Origin of the sequence: Kribbella antibiotica (assembly GCF_004349055.1) — a bacterium.
Lineage (GTDB): Bacteria > Actinomycetota > Actinomycetes > Propionibacteriales > Kribbellaceae > Kribbella > Kribbella antibiotica.
The window spans coordinates 1-18748 of the sequence record NZ_SMKX01000087.1 but is presented as its reverse complement, the minus strand read 5'-3'; the positions used below and the strand labels follow the sequence as shown (position 1 = coordinate 18748).

The following is an 18748-nucleotide window of genomic DNA, read 5'->3' as shown; positions in this document are numbered from 1 at the left end:
GTGCGATCGGTACTGCTGCTGGCCATCGCACCGGTGCTCTATCGGCTCGCGGGCCGCGCAGAGGCGCGCGCCGCGGGGAGCCTCGAGCGGTTGGAGCGGAGCCTCCCAGGTACAGGTGGACATCAACCGATCCGGTACGACGCTCACTGTGCTCGTCACGGACAACGGTCCGGGCGGCGCCGTCGCCGTACCGGGTGGTCGGCTGGACGGGATCAACCGGCACGACTCGGCCAACCGCCGCGTCCTGGCGGTCCTGACCTACCTCAAGGTGTGAGCAGGTCGCCCATCCGCTGTATAGGGTCGGGTCGTGCCAGACATCGATGAATCGTTCAATGCCCTGCCCCGGCATGCGCTCGCGGATGCCGCCTTGCAGCGGGCCTATGACCTCGGGGCCACGTTTGCGGAGTTCCGGCTGGAGAGGATCCGGTCGGAGTCGATCTCGCTGCGCGACAGCGTGCTGGAGAGTGCCAGCGACGGTGAGGACCTCGGTCTGGCGGTGCGCGTCGTTCACGAGGGCACCTGGGGGTTCGCGGCCGGCGTGGTGCTGACCGGCGAGGCCGCGATCCAGGTGGCCGAGCAGGCTGTGCACATGGCGCAGGTGGCGCGGCCGATCAACGCCGAGCCGATCGAGCTGGCCGACGAGCCCGTGTACGACGACGTCACGTGGGTCTCGTCGTACGAGATCGACCCGTTCAGCGTGCCGCGCGCCGAGAAGGTCGCACTGCTGACCGACTACAGCGACCGGCTGCTCAAGGCGGACGGTGTCGCGCGCGTGAGCGTGCATGTCGCGTCGGTCCACGAGTGCAAGTTCTACGCGAACAGCGAAGGCACGTCGTACACGCAGCAGCGGGTCCGGATCGGTCCGGACATCAGCGCGATCGCTGTGGACGCCGAGACCGGCCGCTTCGACTCCATGGCCAGCCTCGCGCCGCCCGTCGGCCGCGGCTGGGAGTACCTGACCGGCACCGGCTGGGACTGGGACGAAGAGCTCGCGCAGATCCCCGGCTGGCTGGCCGAGAAGATGGCCGCGCCGAGTGTCGAGGCCGGGGTGTACGACCTGGTCATCGACCCAAGCAACCTGTGGCTGACGATCCACGAGTCGATCGGCCACGCCACCGAACTGGACCGTGCGCTCGGCTACGAGGCCAACTATGCCGGTACGAGCTTCGCGACCACCGACAAGCTCGGCAACCTCAAGTACGGCTCACCGGTCATGCACGTCACCGGTGACCGCACCGCCGAGCACGGCCTCTCGACAGTCGGGTACGACGACGAGGGGGTCGCCGGACAGCAATGGGATCTGGTCAAGGACGGCGTACTGGTCGGCTACCAGGTCGACCGCCGGATGGCGAAGGTGAACGAGGAGCTCCTCGGCACGGCGCGCTCCAACGGCTGCGCGTACGCCGACTCGTCCGGGCATATCCCGATCCAGCGGATGGCCAACGTGTCGCTGCAGCCAGCGGCGGACGGCCCTTCGACGGAGGAGCTGATCAGCCGGGTCGAGAACGGGATCTACATCGTCGGCGACAAGTCCTGGTCGATCGACATGCAGCGCTACAACTTCCAGTTCACCGGCCAGCGCTTCTACAAGATCACCAACGGCAAGCTGGACGGTCAGCTGCGCGACATCGCCTACCAGGCGACCACCACCGACTTCTGGGGCTCCATGGAAGCCGTCGGCGGCCCGGAGACCTACCTCTTGCACGGCGCGCTGAACTGCGGCAAGGCTCAGCCCGCGCAGTCCGGTGCCGTCAGCCACGGTTGCCCGTCCGCCCTGTTCCGGGGCGTCCGCATTCTCAACACCACGCAGGAGGCCGGCCGGTGACCGCCATTCAGCTCACCCCGCAGGACACCGTCGAGCGCGGGCTCGCCCTCGCTGCGGCCGAAGGCGCCACCGGCTGCGTGGTCATCGTCGCCGAGACCTCCAGCACCAACCTGCGCTGGGCCAACAACACGCTGACCACGAACGGCGCCATGCGCGGCTCGCATGTCACCGTGATCGCCACCGTCGGCGCCGGTGAAGGCACTGCGACCGGTGTGATCAGCCGGTCTGCAGTCACCGAGGACTCGTTGCGGGAGCAGGTCTCCGCAGCAGTAGCGACTGCCCGGGACGCCACCCCCGCCGACGACGCGCGACCGCTGGTCGACGGCACCACCAGCGCGGACTGGGACGACGAGCCGGCCGAAACCTCAGTCACCATCTACGAGAAGTTCGCTCCGGCGCTCGGTGAGACACTGCAGCGTGCCAGCAGCGAGAAGCGCTGGCTCTACGGCTTCGCTGACCACGAGGTCGTCACCCTGTACGTCGGCTCCTCGGCCGGACTGCGGATCCGCCAGGCCCTCCCCCGTGGTTTCATCAGCGAGACCGGCAAGTCCGGCGACCTGAGCCAGTCGGCATGGGTCGGCGCGGCCACCCGCGACTTCGCCGATATCGACCCGCTGGCGTTCGACGCCGAGCTGACCCGGCGGCTCGGCTGGGCGACTCGCACGGTCTCCGTCGACCCCGGTCGGCACGCAACCGTGCTGCCGCCGGCCGCAGTCGCCGACCTGACGACGTACCTGTTCTGGCAGTTGGACGGCCGGCAGGCGTTCGAGGGTCGCAGCGTGTTCGCCAAGCCCTCAGGTGGCACTCGGCTCGGCGAGACGCTGTCGACCAAGCCGGTGCAGCTGCGGTCGGACCCGGCGCTGCCTGGGCTGGAGACGTTCCCGTTCGTGGTCGCGCGGTCGTCGGGTGCCTCCGACAGCGTCTTCGACAACGGCCTGACGCTGTCCGCGACTGACTGGATCCGGGACGGCAAGCTTGAGACCCTGATGACCAGCCGGCACACCGCCGACCTCATCGGCGCCGCCACCGCCGCTCCGGCGATCGACAACTACGCCCTGTCGGTCGACGGCGCGACCGGTACGACGGATGACCTGGTGGCCGGTCTGGAGAACGGCCTGCTGCTGACCTGCCTGTGGTACATCCGGATGGTCGATCCGCAGACCTCACTGCTCACCGGGCTCACTCGTGACGGCGTCTACCTGGTCGAGAACGGCGAGGTGACCGGCGCAGTCAACAACTTCCGCTTCAACGAAAGCCCGGTGGACCTGCTGTCGCGGATCGGTGCGGCCGGCGCGACCGTCCCGTCGTTCTCCCGCGAGTGGGGCGACGAGTTCTCCCGCACGGCGACGCCGCCGCTGCTGATCCCGGACTTCAACATGTCCAGCGTCAGCCAGGCCAGCTGACCCGAACAGCAAAGCGCCCCGCGAACCTTGAAGGTTCGCGGGGCGTTGTACTGCTGTAGATCAGACGGTCGGGTAGCCCGGCTCGGATCCACCAGGACCGGCGAAGCCGCCAGGACCGCCGCGCTCAGCAGCCTTCGGGTCCGGGCCGAAGCGGTTGTCGCCCACCGTGCCCTCGAGGGCTGCCCAGACGATGAACCAGATCCAGCCGACACACGGGATCAGGTAGATCAGCACCCACCAGCCACCCTTGTCCCGGTCGTGGAAACGCCGGACGGAGATCGCGATCGTGGGGACCAGCACGGCGAGGGCGAAGATGTACTGCAGCACCCCGCCGGCCTTGAGCTTGTTGCTGGTCTCGAAGTCCAGGCCCAGGATCGAGTCCAGGATTCCCAGGATCACCGAGATCACAAAGCTGAAAAGGATGAACATCCAGAACTCTTTACGGCGCGCACGACCACTGAATTGTGCGTACTGCTTGGTGATCACATCTGTGAACCAGTGCATTGCAGCTCTCCGATAGTCAGAAGGTGAGGCGAGGACAGAGCCTGACGGAACTGCCCGGCGTCGTCAATGCACGGTCGCCGTTCGGTGATCACACTGCAACATGGCGCGCCGTACTTCGAGCGAACTTCACCTTTTCGCGACCGATACCCGGCAGACCGTGTGCGGCTCGTGACCTTCGGTGTAGGCCGTTATCCCCAACGGCTGCCAGCCTGTGGACAACTCGTCGACGAGGGCCTGGTCGAAGAACCTGCCGACGAAGCCGTCGTGGTCGGCGAACTCCTCGGCACAGCCCGCTTCGGCCGTCCACACGGCGTACACAAACAGGCCTCCCGGGCGCAGCACCCGGTGGACCTCGCTGACCAGGCTGCGGAGCTCGTCAGGCGTGAAGGCCATGTTCAGCAAGAGATTGGCGAACACCGCGTTGACCGTGGCATCGGCCGGTGGCAGCGGATCCCGTACGTCGTGCAGTGCCGCCGTGACGCGGTCGTCGAGACCTTCGCGCTGCGCCTGCTGGCGGAGCTGGTCGAGCGCGGTCTCGCTGAAGTCGGTGGCGTGGACGCTGAATCCCTGCCTGGCCAGGAAAAGCGCGTCCCGGCCGTGCCCGGCACCGAGCTCGAGAACGTCATCGATGCCTGCGGCACCGAAAGTCCCCGCCGCCCAGCGCGCCGCTGCCGACGGCTCCGCTCCGTGCAGTTGCGGCTGCCGCGCGTAAGCGGAGTCCCACCGTTCCTGCTGAGCTCGTGCGAGCTCGACGTGTCCAGTGTTCATGTTGCTCCCCGTGGTCGTCACGCCGGTCTGGACGATCGGCAGACTGCGCCAGACTACAGGGCGAAATCGTCGGGGTAACCCGCGGCGGTCACGCAGTGAGCGGGTTCGGGATGTTCAGATAGACGGTTGAGAGATTTGCCTGGCAGGGCAGGGTGTCTGCGGTCAGCCAGCGCCGCGCCAGGCGGTCACCGTCCGGCCCAGCGGCCTGCAGCAACGGCAGAGCGAGGATGAGCCGGTCACGCACGACATCGAGCAGTTCCGCCTCGTCGGCGACCCCATCAGCCGCCAGGCAGCCCACCACGGCCAGCGCCTGGTTGTAGAGCAGGTTGCAGGTGAGGTGGTCGTCCACAGTGCTGTCGTCGACCACTGCGAGCGCAGAGTCCCGCAGCCCCGTCACAGCGAGCAGACCACGCAGGTACGACGACGCCAGGTAGTAGCCCTGGTTGTCGCGGTACGCGCCGCCCTTGATGCGCCCGAGACCGTCCAGCCGGACCAGCGTGTTCTGCTGATGCGCTTCGAGACCGATACCGGTTTCGGCGTACAGGTGCAGCATCGGGATGAGGACACTGTCGATGTACGACGCCACCCACGCGGCCGGGTCGTCAGCGGCGAACTCACTCAGCCGGCTGAGGCGGTCCGGGCGCGGTGCGACCAGTCCGGCCAAGCAGGCATAGCTGTTGACGTCGCTCGGCACCTCGCGCACAGCGACGTCCAGACCGGTCAAAGTCGGCCCGCCCTCGTCGAGTGCGATCCAGGCCGGGTCGCGGACGAGGGTGAACCGTGGGTGCGCAGTCGCCGTACCGGCGTTGTAGGCAGCGTCCAGCAGCCGGTAGACCTCGAGACCGCGCCGGAGCTCGGTCGGGGTCGACTCGCGGCGTACATCGCTGATGCGCAGCCCCAGCGACAGCTTCAGCATCACTGGCAGGTCTGGGTGGTACAGCGTGCGCATGCTCGACGTGGGGTACCACTGCGCGCCGTGCGGGCCGAGCTCTTTCACCCGGCCGTCCTCGATCAGCTTGGCGACCCGCGGCCGTTGCCGCAGCGCCGCCGCCTGCCAGGGGTGCGCCGGGATCAGCACCCGGCCCGCCGACGGAGTAATACCGGCCAGCGCGCCCATCAGCTGCACAGCGTCCAGTCCCTGCAGCGAGGGCGCGCCGGCCACCTGGTCCGAGGACACCAATTCGGTGTCGGCCTCGAACCAGTGCACCGCGAAACGGCCACCGAGCTCCGGCGAGTACCTCGCCAGCTCGGCACCGCTCAATCCGTCCCGGCTCTTGGGTGCCGGGTGGTTCAGTTGACCGAACAGCAACGCCTGCTCGATCTCCAGGAAGCGGCCGGGGCCACGGTCGGTCTCGCCCGCGTCGACGAAGTACGCGACGTTGCGGACCGACTCGGCAGTGCGAGCCGCGAGGTCGTCGACCTCGGCCGGGTCATTGCCGGCCGACAGCAACCGCACGAGCTCCTCCGGTGCCGGCTGGACGCCGTCCACCAGGATCTCGGTGAACTGGTGCCAGCCACTCCGGGAGGCATGCTCGACCCGCGCCGTCAGCAGCGAGCTACCGACGGCCAACTGCAGCAGCCCGGCTGCCACCGGCACCGCAGCCTCACGGGTGTAGCAACGCAGAATCGCGTTCAGATGCGCCGCTACGGCCGCCTCGGTTGAGGTCACGCTCACTCTCCTGAAGTAAGGCAATGCTTACTTAGGTGAGCCTAACTTCAAATGACGTCGGTGACCAGCCGACTCCACGTGGTCATCCTCACTCGCCGTACGGCGTCCTGGTGAGAATGAAGGTCGCGAGATTCAGGTGGTCGACTGCGCCACCTGTCCGCACAACGCGCAGCCGCTCCCCCGCGAAGTACCCGTCCCGCCCCTGGTAGACATCCGGCCCCAGCGGCGTGAGGCGACAGCTCATCGCACCCGACAACTGCAGGACACCACCACTGACTCCGATGGTGAGCGGGGTGTTGCCCCAGTACCAGTGGCCGAGCAGTTCGTTGCCCTGCTCCAACTGCGGCTCCGGCAGCCACTCCTGCGCCAGCGCTGGCTCATGGCTGGCCAGTGTGGTGATCAGCTCCGGCGCCAGCGACGCAACCTTCCCGTACGTCGCGTTGCCCAACGCAACGGCACCAATCCGCCGTACCCGGTCGACGAACAGCCCAGCCAGGAACCCCGGCATCGATCCGGTGTGCCCCACCAGCAGGTACGGGTCCTCCGCGATCAGCCGCAGCCCCAGCCCGTACGACGCAGTCAGCGCCTCCCGCGGATCCGCAGCCGCCGGCGCGGCCATCTCGTCGACAGTGTCGCGGCTGAGCACCTCCGTGACCGGATCGATCCAGAAGTTCGCGTACTTCGCCAGATCCTCGACCGTGCTCCACAACTGACCAGCCGGAGCCATCGCCCCCGAGTCGTAGGCCGGCTCCTCGATCAGCTGACCACTGAACGGATGCACCGAGTACCCCTGCGCCGCCGCACCGAACGCGAAGTACGACGTACGGCGCATCTCCAGCGGATCGAGGATCCGCCGCTGCACCAGATCGAGCCAGGACTCGCCGCGCAACCGCGCCACGATCTCGGCCAGCAATGCATAACCGAGGTTGGAGTAGTGGTGCCGCCGATCAGCCGGACCAGCCGCCTGCGACTCGTCCATCGTCGCGGCCAACTCGTCGAACGAGATCCCCGGATTGCGTTCCCACCAAGGGCCTTCGGGCTCGGCGTTCATCCCACCGCTGTGCGCCAGCAGGTGTCGCACCGTCCGGTCGCCGAAAGCGATCCCCGGCAGATACTTGCCCACGGCATCATTCAACGCGAGCAGCCCGTCGTCCCGGCACTGCAACACCAGAACCGCCGTCAACGTCTTGGTGATCGAGCCAATCCGATACTGCACATTCGACCCCGGCGCGAGCCCCGCCGCGTCGGCGAACCGCCCGCGAGCACCGGTCCACACCAACTCCCCATCGCGCACCACGCCGGCGGTCACCGACGGCACTCTGGTCTCACTCTGGGCAGCAGCAATACCGGCAAGCAGGGCAGCAGCCGTGTCGGCGCGTACGTCGGTCACCCGCACAGCGTATGCCCGCCAAGGGCCTCCCCCAGGCCGTTCCCGCACAAGCCCGCCCACTCGCGCTTGGTGGGTCAGCCCATCGAATTGTGGGAGAGCCCACCGCATGCGGCTGGCCGACCCACAACGCGGTGGGTCAGCCCACCAAATTGGCAACCGCCGGCCGCTGGCCGTCCGCCGGAGATCGGCGGACGGCTGATTCAGATGCGCGGAAGGGTTACTCGAACGACTCCGGCGACGGGCAGGAGCAGATCAGGTTGCGGTCGCCGTAGGCGCCGTCGATGCGGCGGACGGGCGGCCAGTACTTCGAGGCGCGGTCGACCGACTGCGGGAAGGCGGCCTCTTCGCGGGTGTAGGCGTGCTCCCACTTGTCGTTGATCACCGACGCTGCAGTGTGCGGAGCGTTGACCAGCGGGTTGTCGTCGGCCGGCCACTCCCCTGCCGCGACCCGGTCGATCTCGTGCTTGATGGCGATCATCGCGTCGCAGAAGCGGTCGAGCTCACCGAGGTCTTCGGACTCCGTCGGCTCCACCATCAACGTTCCGGCAACCGGGAAGGACATCGTCGGGGCGTGGAAGCCGTAGTCGACCAGGCGCTTCGCGACGTCGTCGACGGTGATGCCCGTTTCCTTGGTCATCGGGCGCAGGTCGAGGATGCACTCGTGCGCGACCAGGCCATTCTCGCCGGTGTAGAGCACCGGGAAGGCGTTCTCGAGCCGCTTCGCGACGTAGTTCGCGGTCAGTACGGCGGCCTTCGTCGCCGCGGTCAGGCCCTCGCCACCCATCATCCGGATGTAGGCCCACGAGATCGCCAGGACACCGGCAGAGCCAAACGGCGCTGCGCTGATCGGGCCGACACCCGACTCCGGGCCGGCCTGGTCGAGCAGCGGGTGGTTCGGCAGGTACGGCGCCAGGTGCTCGGCGACCGCGACCGGACCGACACCGGGGCCACCGCCACCGTGCGGGATGCAGAAGGTCTTGTGCAGGTTCAGGTGGCTGACGTCGCCGCCGAACTGGCCGGGCTTCGCGAGGCCGAGCAACGCGTTCAGGTTCGCACCGTCGACGTACACCTGGCCGCCGTGGTCGTGGACGATCTGGCAGACCTCGGTGACGCTCTCCTCGTACACCCCGTGGGTGGACGGGTAGGTGATCATGATCGCGGCCAGCTTGTCGGCGTGCTCGGTCGTCTTGGCGCGCAGGTCGTCCAGGTCGATCGTGCCGTCATCGTTGCCCTTGACAACAACAACCTTCATCCCGGCCATCACGGCCGAGGCAGCGTTGGTGCCGTGAGCGCTGGAAGGGATCAGGCAGACGTTGCGGTCTTCGTTGCCCTGGGCCCGGTGGTAGCTGCGGATCGCGAGCAGACCGGCGAGCTCACCCTGCGAGCCCGCGTTCGGCTGGATCGAGACCTTCGCGTAGCCGGTGACCTCGGCCAGCCACCGCTCCAGCTGGCTGATCAGCTTCACGTAGCCGGCGGCGTCCTCGATCGGCGCCAGCGGGTGCATGTCGGCGAACTCGGGCCAGGTGACGGCTTCCATCTCGGTGGTCGCGTTCAGCTTCATCGTGCAGGAGCCGAGCGGGATCATGCCGCGGTCGAGCGCGTAGTCCTTGTCGGACAGCTTGCGCAGGTAGCGCAGCATCGACGTCTCGGACCGGTGCGTGTTGAAGACCGGGTGCGTCATGTACTCCGACGACCTCGGTACGACGACCTCGGGCGCGGCCAGCGTGTCGTCGTACTGGACGCCGAAGGACTGGCAGACGCGGGTCAGCGCGGCGGCATCGGTCTTCTCGTCGCAGGAGATACCGACGTGGTCGGCGTCGACCTGGCGCAGCCAGATGCCGTTCTGCCGGGCGGCGTCGACGACATCCGCCGCTGCACCCGGGACACGGGCGAGCACAGTGTCGAAGAAGTCGGCGTGGACGACCTCGACGCCACCGGCGCGCAGCGATGCGGCCAGCTTGCCTGCGTAGTCGTGCACGCGACCGGCGATCGCCTTCAGGCCATCCGGACCGTGATAGACCGCGTACATCGACGCGACGACGGCCAGCAGGACCTGCGCCGTACAGATGTTGGAGGTCGCCTTCTCGCGACGGATGTGCTGCTCGCGGGTCTGCAGCGCGAGCCGGTACGCCGGAGCGCCGTCGGCGTCGACCGAGACACCGACCAGGCGACCGGGCAGCGACCGCTCGAGACCGGCGCGGACCGACATGAACCCGGCGTGCGGACCGCCGTAGAAGAGCGGTACGCCGAAGCGCTGCGACGAGCCGATGACGATGTCGGCGCCAGCCTCACCCGGTGCTTCGAGCAACGTCAGCGCGAGCAGGTCGGAGGCGACCGCGACCAGCGTCTCGCGCTCGTGCGCGGCGGCGATCAGCGGCTTCAGGTCGCGGACAGCACCGCCGGAGCCCGGGTACTGGACCAGGAAACCGAAGAAGTCGCCCTCGGGCAGACCCTCGGTGGTGTCGGCGACAACGACCTCGATGTCGAGCGCCTCGGCCCGGGTCTGCACCACGGCAATCGTCTGCGCGAAGGTGTCCGCGTCGACCAGGAAGCGGTTCGACTTGCTCTTGCGGTTCGAGCGGTGCGCCAGCGTCATCGCCTCGGCGGCCGCGGTGCCCTCGTCGAGCAGCGACGCGTTGGCGGTCGGCAGACCGGTCAGATCCGACACAACAGTCTGGAAGTTCAGCAGCGCCTCGAGCCGGCCCTGGGAGATCTCCGGCTGGTACGGCGTGTAGGCCGTGTACCAGGCCGGGTTCTCAACGAGCCGGCGAACGATCACCGACGGCGTGAAGGTGCCGAAGTAGCCCTGGCCGATCATCGAGGTGGCGACGTTGTTGCGCGCCGCGAGCTGACGCAGCTCGGTCAGCGCGTCGACCTCGGAGGCCGGTTCCGGCAGCCGCAGCGGCTCGATCGACCGGATCGAGGCCGGTACGGCGGCATCCGCGAGCGCGTCGACATCGGCGTACCCGAGGAGTTCGACCATCCGCGCGACCTCGTCGGGGCGGGGCCCGATGTGCCGGTCGGCGAAGATTGCTGAAATTTCGGTCATCAAAGAGGCTCCGTTGCTTGCTGTAGCTTCCGGGGGCCTCCCCCTCTGTCACGCACGAGCGCACGCTTCAGAGTCGCCTATCGCACTCGGTCCATGGGCCTGAGAGGTTCCGGGGAGGAATTGCCCCTTCGGCGCCCGAATTGCACGGGTCTCTCCCGAGTGCGGTGAACAGCTAGAACAGAGGGTACCTCAGCCGGTCATGCGGGCCCGGCGGCGGGCAGCGAGCTCGTCGCTCGCGTGGCTCTCGCCCTCGCCGTCGGCGTGACCATCGGCACGCTCGGTCGGCAGCTCGGACAGCGAGCCCTCGACCTCACGCCAGACACCGCCGAGGGCGATGCCGAAGACTCCCTGGCCACCGGCCAGCAGGTCGATCACCTCGTCCGGCGAGGTGCACATGTAGACCGACGCGCCGTCACTCATCAGAGTGATCTGGGTCAGGTCGTCGATGCCACGCTTGCTCAGGTGGGCGATCGCCGTCCGGATCTGCTGCAGGGAGATCCCGGCGTCGAGCAGCCGCTTGATCACCTTGAGCAACAGAACGTCACGGAAGCCGTAGAGACGCTGCGTGCCCGAGCCGGTCGCGGGACGCACGGACGGCGAAACCAGTCCGGTCCGCGCCCAGTAGTCGAGCTGACGGTACGTAATCCCGGCAGCGGAACAGGCGGTCGGTCCACGGAACCCGACATCGGCCGGCATCGGCCGCAGGTCGTCCTCGAAAAGCAGGCCCTGAACGCCGGCGGTGATCGCCGCCTCGGCGCGTGCTTCGGACGTCGACTGCGCCGTCAGATCCGTGTCGCCGGTGCGTGTCACGCCTGAGCCTCCCTGAATACCTACTGGAACGAGTCATCTCCGTGGAGTAACGGTGCCCCACGACTCCTTCACGGTAAGCCGCCGACCTGGGAGGGTCAACGACAACCGCATCGAGGGCGTTAGCGTGTCGCGACTCCCACACGAATCGTTACCTTCCCGGTCTTGCCTGTTTCAGGCTCCCGGAGCGGCCTCAGCTCTTGTCGAAGTCCTCGGGTGTGACCTGGTCGAGGAACTCGCGGAAGCGCTCGACCTCCTCTTCCTCCTGCACCTCGTCGGCCTCGTTCTCACTCTCCGGAACCGGAATCCCGGCCTCGGCGAGGATCTCCTCGGTGCAGAAAACCGGCGTCCCGGTGCGCAGCGCGATCGCGATCGAGTCCGACGGGCGGGCCGAGATCTCGGTCTTGTCGTCGAAGACCAGGATCGCCTCGAAGACCCCGTCGGTCAGGCTCACGATCCGGACCTGGCTGAGCGTGTGCCCGAGCACCCGGATCGTCTCCGCGAACAGATCATGGGTCAGCGGCCGTGGTGGCTCCATCCCCTGCTGCGCGAAAGCGATCGCACTCGCCTCGGCCGCACCGATCCAGATCGGCAGATACCGCTCACCGCCGACCTCCCGGAGCAGCACGATGGGCTGACTCGAGGGCATCTCTACCCGGACTCCGACTACGTCGACTTCGCGCACACCATCAGCCTACTCCGCGAGAATCAGCGCGGCAGCCGGGATCTCACCAGAGCCGTGTGCAACCTGACAGTCAGTGCCGCCAGTTCCTGCGTCTGATCGGTACGGCGGGGGCCGGTGACCTGCTCGATCAGTCCGACCTCGCGATCGGCCGCGGTCCGGAACGGGCGCAGGTGCCGCGGTTCGATCCCGTACGCCGACAGTTCCGCCGCGACCTGGGCCACGACAATCGCGTCGCCGCCGTAATGCTTGCCGTCGGCCACGATCAGGCCGTGACTCTCCAGTTCGGCCAGGAGCGCCGTACTGACTCCGGCGGCGGCACACAGCTCCGCCTTGGTCAGGCTCAGGTCGGTGCCGGTCGCACCGAAATCGTCGGCGGCCGGCCCGGCGTCCGTCGTACTGGGGGCGATCGGCGGTCCACCGGCGGCTGGGCGCAGGCCGCGGTCCAGGGCACCGAGGTGCTCCTTGATGACCTTCAGCGGCAGGTACTGGTCGCGTTGCGCGGTCAGCACGTAGCGCAGCCGCTCCACGTCGGCCGCCGCGAACTTGCGGTAGCCCGACGCGGTGCGGGCCGGTGTCACCAGCCCCTCGGCTTCCAGGAAGCGGATCTTGGAGATGGTGACATCGCTGAACTCGGCCTGCAGCAGCTGCAGGACCTCGCCGATCGAGAGCTCAGGCCTGGCCACTGGCGTAGTAGACCAGCCGGTACTTGCCGATCTGGACCTCGTCGCCGTTCGTCAGCTGGACCTCGTCGATCCGGTCCCGGTTCACGTAGGTGCCGTTCAGGCTGCCGACGTCGCGCACCTTGACGCCGTACGCGTCGCGGCGGAACTCGGCATGCCGGCGGGAGACCGTCACGTCGTCGAGGAAGATGTCGCTGTCCGGGTGCCGGCCGGCGGTGACCACGTCGACGTCGAGCAGGAACCGGCTGCCCGCGTTCGGGCCACGCTGGACGATCAGCAGTGCCGACCCAGCAGGCAGTGCACCGACCGCGGCCTGGTCGTCGGCCGACAGCGGCTCGCCCTGGTCGAAGCGCTCGGTCTCGGGCTCGGCGCTGATCGGCGTCAGCATCGCGGTGTCCGTCACACCCGGCGTCGGCGTCGCGGCGGCCGGTCGGTCCGCGCCAGGGAGCATCGCTCCGCACTGCGAGCAGAAGCGGCTGCCCTCGGAGTTCTCGTGCCCGCACTGGTTGCAGAACGGCATGCTGTGATCCTCCCGATCGCCGTTAGGCGACGTTGTGTCGTAGACCCCGTGAGTGTCGTGAACCCCGTGGAACAAGTGTGTACCCGGCCTCAACCCTCTACCAGCGGTTGAGGTCCGGTAAACCTACCAGGATGGTCCTAGCTCGGGTCGAGCTGGCCCTTGTAGGTCTCGGCATCCATCAAGGCCTCGACCTCGGTGATGTCGTCGACCTCGATGTCGAGCAGCCAGCCCTCGCCGTACGGGTCGGTGTTGACGAGGTCGGGCTGGTCGGCCAGCGCCTCGTTCACCGCACGCACGGTGCCGTTCACCGGAGCGAACAGGTCGCTCACGCTCTTGGTCGACTCGAGCTCGCCACAGGTGTCGCCGGCGCGTACCGCGCTACCGACCTCGGGGAGCTGGACGTAGACGATGTCGCCGAGCGCGTCCTGGGCGAAGTCGGTGATACCGATCCGCACCGGGGCCTCTTCGTTGACCTTCACCCATTCGTGCTCGGCCGTGTACTTCAGGTCTTCGGGGTACACCGTCGTTCCTCTTTCTGGAAGGCTTGCTGGAAGTGACAACTACTTGGTCGGGCTGGGCGCCGGGCGAGCGTAGCGATGCTCTTCCTGCGCGTGCAAGGCAGTGATGGCGATGCTGGTCTCCTCGTTCACATCCGCCGTACCGCCGACCTGGGGACCGGTCACCTCACTGACCAGACCCCCGGGGAAATTGGACGCCTCCGCCAGGCTGTGCGAATCGCCGATCGCCTCGATCACGTACGGCGAGTTCACCTTCAGGTTGTCGATCCGGATCCCGGGGGCGTCGTCGACGAAGTCCGTACTCGCGACGACGCGCACTGTCCCGTTGATCTGGATCGCCTCGGCGCCGGCGTCGCGCAGCTCCTCGATCGCATCCAGCAGGTTGCTGGATGTCATCTTGCCCTGCGGATCGTTCAGCGTGATGCGGACACCCGGGCCGCGAGCCGGCAGGGTGCCGGCCAGGATGCCGAGGGTGCGGATCTGCGCGTCGGCCTGCTCGGCCGCAGTCTTCGCCTTGTCGGCGCTGGAGGACAGTGTGTTCTTGCGCTCCTCCAGCTCGGCGATCTCGCTCTCCAGCCGCCGGGTGTTCTGGCCGAGGCCGTCGAGGATCGCGATCAGGTCCTCACGGCGCGCGTTCTGATACCCGTCGTCGGCGCGATTCACCCGCACCTGGACGACCGCCGTACAGGCGACCAGGGCGAGGACGACGGCCACGATCGCCTGGCCGCGGGACGGCTTGAAACCGGCTTTCAACCGCCGCAGCGCCAGGTTCGGAGTGCGTGGCTTCTTGGCGGCAGGCATCGGCGTCGGCTCCGCCGGATGCTCCTGCTCGACCGGCTCAGGCTCCGGCTCCGGCTTGATCTGCGGTTCGAAGCGCGGCGGCTTGGCGTGCTCGGCCTTCGGCCGCTCAGCAGGCTTCGGGGGCTCGGTCGGCGTACCGTCCTGGCCCCACCAGCTCGCGATCACCGTCGGCTGGTCTTCCGCGGCGGACTTGTCCGGCTCGGCCTTCTTGGGCTCGGCCTTCTCCGGCTCGGCCTTCTCCGGCTCGACCTTCTCCGGCTCGACCTTCTCCGGCTCGACCTTGTCAGACGCGACCTTGTCAGACGCGACCTTCTCAGGCGCGATCTTGTCGGGCGCGGGCTTCTCCGGCTCGGGGGCGTCCGGTTTCTCGTCGCTCATACTCAGGCCCGGAAGACGTGGCGGCGGATGGCGGCCATGTTGGTGAAGATGCGGATGCCCAGGACGACGACCACGCCGGTGGACAGCTGCGAGCCGACGCCGAGCTGGTCACCCAGGTAGACGATCAGCGCCGCGATCAGCACGTTCGACACGAACGACACGACGAACACCTTGTCGTCGAAGATCCCGTCCAGGAACGCCCGCAGCGCGCCGAACACCGCGTCCAGCGCCGCGACGACCGCGATCGGCAGATAGGGCTGCGCCCACTCCGGTACGTCGGGTGCCAGCAGCAGCCCGATCACCACTCCGACGACCAGTCCGAGCACCGCGATCATTTCTTGATCACCTTCGCGTATCGCAGCGCGATGGTCGCGTCCGCCGGCACCAGCAAGGAATCCTCCGTCGTGATCGTCTTCCGGACATCGAAGTTGCTGACCAGGTACTGCACCCACTGGCCACCTGAGCTCTGCGCGAACCGGGCTTCCAGCGTCGCGGTGTCACCGATCGCCAGCACCGTGTACGGCGGGGTCAGCGACACGTAGTCGACCGTGATCGCACTGCCCGCACTACGGATCGCGGTCATCGCGGTGAGCCGGTGACCGTTCACCGCGATCGCCTCCGCACCCGCGGTCCATAACCCGTTGACGAGCTGCTGGACGTCGACGTCGAGCAGCCGGCCTTCCTTGTCCGCGTCCTTGGCGTCGTCGACAACGACCTTGACCCCGGGACCGGTCACCGCGACTGCCCCGGTCTGCAGCTCCAAATCGTTGAGCTGCTGCTGGAGCGCCGTACCATCGCTGGCGCTGCCCAGTCCCTCGGCCTGCAGCCCGCGAACCTCGTTGGCAAGCTTGGCCTGGTCGGTGCGCAACCCGTCCAGCCGGTCGTCGGCCTGGTTGATCCGGGTGATCAGCTCTTTGCGCTGCTTCTCCGCCTCCGGAGCCGCTTGGTAGTTCTGGGCCGCCGCGACCGCCAGCAAGAACCCGAGCACCAGCGCCGCTGCCGTCAGCAGCACCCGGTGCCGCACGCGGGCCGGCTTGCCGTCCTGCTGCGGCCGGCTCCGGGCGGCAACGGCGTACCCCTCGTCGATCGGGTGCGCCATCAGGTTGTTCAGCAGCGACATCGAGGCGTCGACGCGGCGCTGCGGCGGTGCTGGTTTGGTCGCGGGCTCGGTCACTGTGACTACCGGGCCTTGTCGATCGGTTTCACTGTCTGGATCAGGTGCCGCAGCTGCTCGAAGTAGAGGACACCGGCCCAGTAGTAGAGCGCCGTACCCCAGATGGCGAACGCCCAGCCGAACACCCGGGCCAGCAGGTTCAGCGTGCTGTCGCCGTCACCGAGCAGCAGCAACGGGAACGCATAGAGCAGACAGAAGGTCGCCGACTTCCCGAGGAAGTGCACCGGCAACGCGTTGAAGCCGCGACGATGCAGCGCCGGCAACGTGAACGTGAGCAACAGGTCACGCAGCGGCAGCGCAATCGCCAGCCACCACGGAATGATGTCGCGCAACGCCAGGCCGATCACCGTGGCGAAGATGTACAGCCGGTCGGCCACCGGGTCGAGCATCTGCCCGAGCCGCGTGGTCTGGTTCATCCGCCGCGCGATCTGGCCGTCGGCCCAGTCCGTGAACCCGGAGATCGCCAGCACGAGCAACGCCCAGCCGTCCTCCTGCGGTCCCAGCACCAGCCACAGGAACAGCGGCACACCCAGCAACCTGAGGAAGCTGAGCGCGTTCGGGATCGTGAGCACCCGGTCGGACACTTCCAAGTCCGGCACGCGCCCCCTCCTCTCTCACCCTGAATATTCGCTGTAACTGTACTTGGACCGATCGGCCGGGCCATGGCCGGACACCCTCTACACCTGAACGTCTCGGCGGGTCACCCGCTATGGGTGCTGCGAACCGGTAATCCGATCGATACTGGACCGTGTCTAAGTTCCTGGTACTCATCTACGGCAATCCGGAATCCCGAGCAGTGTGGGACGGCCTGAGCGACGAGCAGAAGCGTGAGGGCATGGCCGGGTACGCCGCCTTGCACGAAGCGCTGGCCGAACGCGACGAGCTGCTCGCGTCCGAATCCCTGGCGCCGCCGTCGGCGACCAAGCAGGTTCTGGTCCGCGACGGAAAGCCGCTGACCACGGACGGTCCTTTCGCCGAAGTGAAAGAGCAGCTCGCGGGCTTCTACCTCCTCGACTGCGAGTCGATGGAACGCGCGGCGGAGATCGTTGCCCTGATCCCGGAGGCGCCGTACAGCGTGGTGGAGGTCCGTCCGGTGCGCGACCTCTCGGCGTTCATGTGACTTCGTTGGAGGAGGTGCTGCGTGCGGAGGCACCGCGGGTGCTGAGCGCCCTGGTGCGCCGGTACGGCGATTTCGACGCTTGCGAGGATGCTGTCCAAGAGGCGCTACTCGCGGCATCGACGCAGTGGCCTCAAGACGGCGTACCGGATAGCCCGCGGAGCTGGCTGATCACGGTCGCTTCGCGGCGGCGGATCGAGGTGCTGCGTTCGGAGGCAGCTCGGGTACGGCGTGAGTCGTTGGCTGGTGAGGTGGCGCCTGACTCGGTGTCGTCGGTCGACGATTCGTTGACCCTGCTGATGCTGTGCTGTCATCCGGAGCTGACCACGCAGTCCCAGGTCGCGCTCACCCTGCGCGCGGTCGGCGGCCTGACCACCGGCGAGATTGCCCGGGCCTTTCTGGTGCCGGAGGCAACCATCGGCCAGCGGATCAGCCGTGCCAAGGCCAAACTGCAGAACGCCCGCTTCGCGCTGCCCCCGGCCGACGAGCTGCCGGCGCGACTGACCGCCGTACTGCATGTGCTCTACCTGATCTTCAACGAGGGCTACACCGCGTCGTCCGGGGATTCCCTGCACCGCGCCGAGCTCAGCACCGAGGCCATCCGCCTCACTCGGCAACTCTTTGACCAGCTGCCTTTCGAGGGCGAGGTGGCGGGGCTGCTTGCCCTCATGCTCCTCACCGACGCTCGTCGGCCGGCCCGCACCACTCCCGAAGGCCACCTGGTCCCCCTCCCCGACCAGGACCGCTCCCAGTGGGATTCCGCGGCCATTGCCGAGGGCACCGACCTGATCACCACCACCCTGGCCACCGCCCCCGTCGGCCCCTACCAACTCCAGGCCGCCATCGCCGCCGTACACGACGAAGCTGCGGAAGCCGACGCCACCGACTGGCCGCAGATCCTGATGCTCTACGAACTCCTGGAGTCCACCGCCCCCGGCCCCATGGTCACCCTCAACCGCATAGTCGCCGTAGCCATGGTCCACGGCCCCCCTGCAGGGTTGGCCCTGCTGGACGATGTCGATCCCGCTCTGACCGACCACCACCGCCTAGCCGCCGTCCGAGCCCACCTCCTAGAACTAGCCGGTGACCTGGTCGCCGCCCGCGCCGCCTACCTCCAAGCCTCCGACCTAACCCAAAGCACCCCCGAACAGCACTACCTCCAGTCCCGCGCGGCGGCGCTTCAGTCGTAGGTGGCCTGTAGGTGCCAGGCGGTTTGGCTGAGGGTGAAGAGCCAGGCTCGGGTGTCGGCGGTGACGAACTGGAAGCGGGCTTGGCGGGAGGTGGTGGCTGGGTCCCACCAGCGTTCGTCGGTGGTCCAGGGGCCGGCCCATGCGGTGATGGGGTGGAGTTTGTTGCTGTCGGCGACTCGGCGTCCGGGGGCGAGGCGGAAGGCGGTGGGGGCGGCGGAGAGGTCGCCGCGAGCGGTGACGGAGACCTGGGTGCCGTCGGCGTCGTAGACC

At 67.9% G+C, this 18748-nt stretch carries 20 protein-coding genes, 1 pseudogene and 1 riboswitch; of the genes and pseudogenes, 6 read left to right on the top strand and 15 right to left on the bottom strand.

Annotated features, from left to right (window positions below):
• Nucleotides 1-115: 115 nt before the first annotated feature.
• The 3 genes from E1263_RS42855 to E1263_RS25930 are packed head-to-tail and all read left to right on the top strand — an operon-like array spanning nt 116 to nt 3228.
• Nucleotides 116-274, top strand: a complete 159-nt coding sequence (locus E1263_RS42855) for a hypothetical protein (RefSeq protein WP_165956748.1) — start codon at nt 116-118, stop codon at nt 272-274.
• Between the two features lie 33 nt (nt 275-307).
• Nucleotides 308-1825 (top strand): TldD/PmbA family protein, encoded by a 1518-nt coding sequence (locus E1263_RS25935; protein ID WP_132171852.1) that lies wholly within the window; start codon nt 308-310, stop codon nt 1823-1825.
• Entirely contained in the window at nt 1822-3228 is a 1407-nt protein-coding gene (locus E1263_RS25930) for a metallopeptidase TldD-related protein (RefSeq protein ID WP_132171851.1), read from the top strand. Before E1263_RS25935 ends, E1263_RS25930 begins: the two co-directional genes overlap by 4 nt.
• A 60-nt stretch (nt 3229-3288) precedes the next feature.
• On the opposite strand, the gene E1263_RS25925 is transcribed toward E1263_RS25930, so the two are convergent.
• The 11 genes from E1263_RS25925 to E1263_RS25875 form a co-directional block, all read right to left on the bottom strand.
• Complete coding sequence (locus E1263_RS25925; RefSeq protein ID WP_132171849.1) at nt 3289-3732, bottom strand: DUF805 domain-containing protein; 444 nt, start codon at nt 3730-3732, stop codon at nt 3289-3291.
• A 126-nt stretch (nt 3733-3858) separates the two neighbouring features.
• Nucleotides 3859-4500 carry a class I SAM-dependent methyltransferase gene (locus E1263_RS25920; RefSeq protein WP_132171842.1) on the bottom strand — a complete coding sequence of 214 codons (642 nt, stop codon included), beginning with the start codon at nt 4498-4500 and terminating at the stop codon, nt 3859-3861.
• An 88-nt stretch (nt 4501-4588) separates the two neighbouring features.
• Nucleotides 4589-6169, bottom strand: a complete 1581-nt coding sequence (locus tag E1263_RS25915) for an IucA/IucC family protein (protein ID WP_132171840.1) — start codon at nt 6167-6169, stop codon at nt 4589-4591.
• Nucleotides 6170-6257: 88 nt separating this feature from the next.
• The gene (locus E1263_RS25910) at nt 6258-7559 is read right to left on the bottom strand and encodes a serine hydrolase domain-containing protein (RefSeq protein WP_132171838.1); all 1302 of its coding nucleotides are present in this window, start codon (nt 7557-7559) and stop codon (nt 6258-6260) included.
• A 217-nt stretch (nt 7560-7776) separates the two neighbouring features.
• The gene (gene gcvP / locus E1263_RS25905) at nt 7777-10608 is read right to left on the bottom strand and encodes an aminomethyl-transferring glycine dehydrogenase (RefSeq protein WP_132171836.1); all 2832 of its coding nucleotides are present in this window, start codon (nt 10606-10608) and stop codon (nt 7777-7779) included.
• Between the two features lie 77 nt (nt 10609-10685).
• Nucleotides 10686-10776, bottom strand: a riboswitch (glycine riboswitch).
• 21 nt (nt 10777-10797) lie between these two features.
• Nucleotides 10798-11394 (bottom strand): MerR family transcriptional regulator, encoded by a 597-nt coding sequence (locus E1263_RS25900; protein ID WP_165956749.1) that lies wholly within the window; start codon nt 11392-11394, stop codon nt 10798-10800.
• Nucleotides 11395-11608: 214 nt separating this feature from the next.
• Complete coding sequence (locus tag E1263_RS25895) at nt 11609-12100, bottom strand: bifunctional nuclease family protein (protein ID WP_132171832.1); 492 nt, start codon at nt 12098-12100, stop codon at nt 11609-11611.
• A 23-nt stretch (nt 12101-12123) separates the two neighbouring features.
• Nucleotides 12124-12783 carry a transcriptional regulator FtsR gene (ftsR, locus tag E1263_RS25890; RefSeq protein ID WP_132171830.1) on the bottom strand — a complete coding sequence of 220 codons (660 nt, stop codon included), beginning with the start codon at nt 12781-12783 and terminating at the stop codon, nt 12124-12126.
• Complete coding sequence (locus E1263_RS25885) at nt 12770-13300, bottom strand: FHA domain-containing protein (protein WP_132171828.1); 531 nt, start codon at nt 13298-13300, stop codon at nt 12770-12772. Before E1263_RS25885 ends, ftsR begins: the two co-directional genes overlap by 14 nt.
• A gap of 137 nt (nt 13301-13437) precedes the next feature.
• Complete coding sequence (gcvH, locus tag E1263_RS25880) at nt 13438-13821, bottom strand: glycine cleavage system protein GcvH (RefSeq protein ID WP_132171826.1); 384 nt, start codon at nt 13819-13821, stop codon at nt 13438-13440.
• 39 nt (nt 13822-13860) lie between these two features.
• Nucleotides 13861-14619: a DUF881 domain-containing protein gene (locus E1263_RS25875; protein ID WP_132171824.1), complete on the bottom strand. Its 759-nt coding sequence runs from the start codon at nt 14617-14619 to the stop codon at nt 13861-13863.
• On the opposite strand from E1263_RS25875, the gene E1263_RS44390 reads away from it, so the two are divergent.
• Nucleotides 14594-15043 carry a pentapeptide repeat-containing protein gene (locus tag E1263_RS44390; protein ID WP_132171822.1) on the top strand — a complete coding sequence of 150 codons (450 nt, stop codon included), beginning with the start codon at nt 14594-14596 and terminating at the stop codon, nt 15041-15043. The genes E1263_RS25875 and E1263_RS44390 overlap by 26 nt on opposite strands.
• Here the strand turns inward: E1263_RS44390 and E1263_RS25865 are convergent.
• The 3 genes from E1263_RS25865 to clsA are packed head-to-tail and all read right to left on the bottom strand — an operon-like array spanning nt 15000 to nt 16770.
• On the bottom strand, nt 15000-15332 hold the full coding sequence (locus E1263_RS25865) for a small basic family protein (RefSeq protein ID WP_132171820.1): 333 nt from the start codon (nt 15330-15332) through the stop codon (nt 15000-15002). The two genes, E1263_RS44390 and E1263_RS25865, sit on opposite strands and share 44 nt — an antisense overlap.
• On the bottom strand, nt 15329-16171 hold the full coding sequence (locus E1263_RS25860) for a DUF881 domain-containing protein (RefSeq protein WP_238161532.1): 843 nt from the start codon (nt 16169-16171) through the stop codon (nt 15329-15331). The genes E1263_RS25865 and E1263_RS25860 overlap by 4 nt, the downstream gene beginning before the upstream one ends.
• A gap of 5 nt (nt 16172-16176) precedes the next feature.
• The gene (gene clsA / locus E1263_RS25855) at nt 16177-16770 is read right to left on the bottom strand and encodes a cardiolipin synthase ClsA (protein WP_132171818.1); all 594 of its coding nucleotides are present in this window, start codon (nt 16768-16770) and stop codon (nt 16177-16179) included.
• A gap of 149 nt (nt 16771-16919) precedes the next feature.
• Here clsA and E1263_RS25850 point away from each other — a divergent pair, with 149 nt between their 5' ends.
• Together E1263_RS25850 and E1263_RS25845 are read left to right on the top strand one after the other, a co-directional pair.
• Nucleotides 16920-17291: a YciI family protein gene (locus E1263_RS25850; protein WP_132171816.1), complete on the top strand. Its 372-nt coding sequence runs from the start codon at nt 16920-16922 to the stop codon at nt 17289-17291.
• Nucleotides 17288-18478 carry an RNA polymerase sigma factor gene (locus E1263_RS25845; protein WP_132171814.1) on the top strand — a complete coding sequence of 397 codons (1191 nt, stop codon included), beginning with the start codon at nt 17288-17290 and terminating at the stop codon, nt 18476-18478. Before E1263_RS25850 ends, E1263_RS25845 begins: the two co-directional genes overlap by 4 nt.
• Here the strand turns inward: E1263_RS25845 and E1263_RS42845 are convergent.
• Nucleotides 18469-18748 (bottom strand): annotated as a pseudogene (locus E1263_RS42845) (DNA polymerase Y family protein); the annotation flags it as partial. The gene E1263_RS25845 and the pseudogene E1263_RS42845 sit on opposite strands and share 10 nt — an antisense overlap.